Raw genomic sequence first — 2,583 nt, 5'->3', positions numbered from 1 at the left:
ACGGGACCTCATCAGAGGTTCACTTGCGTTCACCCTTCAGCTCTCCCCCTTGGCCCTGTGCCTCGCAGCAGCCTGCGTGGCCTTGGAGCTTCGGTTACGAGGGCTTCGCACAGGTCCGTTACCGGTCCTGCACGCCTCGCCGGGGGCCCGCCATCTTGGTCACTTGGCGGGGAAGACCTCCTTCCTCTGGAATGTCTTCACTGGACCGGAGCGGCTTTCAGGCCGCACCCATTTCACCGTAGTAAAAGTCGCTGGCGTCAGGCTCGTTCTTGCTGTCCTCGAAGGACTTGCGAAGCTGCCGATACGCGGCAGCCAATCCCGCGGGCCCTACAACTTCCACGCCGCCTGGCGCCGCTGTCCACGCATTCCAGCCCCGGGCAGCTCGCCAGTACTGTTCTTCGGCCAGCGTCCGCCGTGTGGTCCAACGCACGGGTAAGAGGCCGCGTCGACGTAGACCCGCGGGCGGCAGTGCGAGGAGGTACTCGCCCTCCAAGCGCAGTTGGTCGAGATGTACAGCATCGGACAGCAAGCAAGGCGTCATGTCAACGTCTTGGAGCACTAGATGGGCTGCGTTCACACCTTGTAAGGAAGCGATGCGCACTCCCGAGTCGCAGCCATCCAAGGACCCCTCTTCCAAAACTTCTGCAGACCCCTCGACCTCGGCCCGGTTGGTAAACGGAGTCGCTCGGATCGTGACGATCAAGGGATACGCGAGGACTGCATCGCTGAGGTCCACGGTGGCATACCGCAATCGCAAGCTCGCTCTTGCGGCCCATTCCGTCCGTATGCACCACATCCTTCTGGTCGCCGCCTCGATGACGACAGGAGCGGCGAATATCACCCCAGACAGATCCACTGCCTCTTCGCACACCAAGGGCCCCAACCGCGACGCGCTCTCGAACCTCGCCCTGTCAAACCAGGCACAGCCAACGAATCGGGCGCCCTGAAAGTCGACGCTTCCCGAGAACTGCACACCGTCGAACGCAGCGTTACCGAAATAGGTGCGCCGGAATCTGACGTGCCCCGAAAAGCGTGCGCCGTCAAATCGAACGTCGTCAGTGAACCATGCTTCGCCAAACCACACGCTTCTCTCGAACACCGCTTCGCGGAACTGACCCCCACAGAAACGCGCCCGTTCAAACGAGGCGTCCCCCTTGAACTCTGATCCCACGAACCGCGCGGTCCCCAGGAAGACGGCCTGCTCAAAGCCGACCTCGTTCCCGAAGTACACGCCGTTGAAGTCGGCGTCGCCGACGAACCGCGCCTCGTCGAAACGGGCTGTACCGAGGATGGCTTGCCCGGTGTCGGGATCCCGCACGGCATCAAGGAGCACGCCGAGGAGGTCTTCGGTGATGGAGGTGCCCCGGTGATCAAGATTGCTCCCGGGACCCAACTGCGCGAGGTAGGAGGCAAGCTGACTGTCGGTCAGGTGCTCCAGGCATTCGTCGTGCGGATCGACACGGCGACCGCGGCAACCGACAAGGGCGTCCGTCGAGTCGGAGCGGTATCGGCAGTACGGCCAGGGCGGCGCGGCCACGGGAAGCTGATGCGTCACATCAGAAGGGGACGGCCAGACGCGGGCAAGAGTTCCGGGCATTCCTCGGCTGGGTCGTCCGCTCCCGGGAATCCTTGCGTCGCCCGGCCCACGGCCACAAGCATGATCCGCCGGCGGCCCTTGGCGAGACACCGTCGGCAATGACGGAGACGAGCACGGACGGCGATGGCACTCGACAACTCGTTGCGACAGTGACACGAAGCTGCCGAGCCAGTCTCTTGGGCGCGTCCTCCTCTTCCAAGCGTTGGCCTGCCATCAGGACTGCGCCGGCCCGACGACTACTAGACGTCCGTCCGGCTGTCGCCGAGGACGTCAGAGGCCGCCGCACGGAGGCCCTTCACGGCCTGGTACAGCAGGTCCTCCCGCTCGGCGGCGAGCGCGGTGTTCGTGGCCTTGCGGGAGGTGTCACCCGCGTGGGCGTCGCGCGCCATGCGCCGGATGACATCGGCGAGGTCGTCGGCCGCGTGGACCACACGGTAGAGCGCCTCCACCACGGACGGCGGACCTTCGAGGATGACGAACTCGGCAGCGCGGTGGACGCCGCGGACATGGGTGGCGAAGCGCTCCATCTTCTCGTCGACGTCCCGCAGGTCCGGCCGGTCTGCCGACAGCGCGTCGCGCACGGCATCCAGGGCGACATCACGGTCGTACACGGCGCCCAGGTAGTTCGCGTAGGCGTCCCGGCGGTGCTGGCGGCGCCACTGACCGAACTGCGACCGCGCCGCCGCACGTCCTGTGACCATCGCGGATCCGAGGGTGGCGAGTGAACCCACGGCGGCGCCGAGCAGTGCGGTGAGTCCAGCGTCCATGGGGTCATTCTGCCTGCGGCCGGGCCTTAGACGGTGTCCTACGTGGCGATCGCTCGTTGGTTCGTCTATGGGGCGGGGTACGTGGAGTTGGATTGTTCCGGACGGCTTGTGGGAGCTTGCCAGGCCGTTGATTCCGCAGGACCGAGTGCGGCCGCAGGGCGGCGGGACCCAGAACACGCCTGATGAGACGCTGTTCGCGGCGATCATCTACGTGCTGGT

At 65.6% G+C, this 2,583-nt stretch carries 2 protein-coding genes and 1 pseudogene; 1 reads left to right on the top strand and 2 read right to left on the bottom strand.

Annotation, left to right across the window (positions count from 1 at the left end):
- Positions 1 to 217 precede the first annotated feature (217 nt).
- Positions 218 to 1,555: a pentapeptide repeat-containing protein gene (locus ACWD3I_RS49120; RefSeq protein WP_365400314.1), complete on the bottom strand. Its 1,338-nt coding sequence runs from the start codon at positions 1,553 to 1,555 to the stop codon at positions 218 to 220.
- Between the two features lie 281 nt (positions 1,556 to 1,836).
- Positions 1,837 to 2,364, bottom strand: coding sequence for a proline dehydrogenase (locus ACWD3I_RS49115; RefSeq protein ID WP_365400311.1), 528 nt, complete (start codon positions 2,362 to 2,364; stop codon positions 1,837 to 1,839).
- 67 nt (positions 2,365 to 2,431) lie between these two features.
- Here ACWD3I_RS49115 and ACWD3I_RS49110 point away from each other — a divergent pair.
- A pseudogene (locus tag ACWD3I_RS49110) lies at positions 2,432 to 2,583 on the top strand (IS5/IS1182 family transposase); the annotation flags it as partial.

It is taken from the genome of Streptomyces sp. NPDC002817, assembly GCF_053592055.1.
The sequence above is the reverse complement of the archived record's forward strand: the minus strand, read 5'-3'. Positions and strand labels throughout refer to the sequence as shown.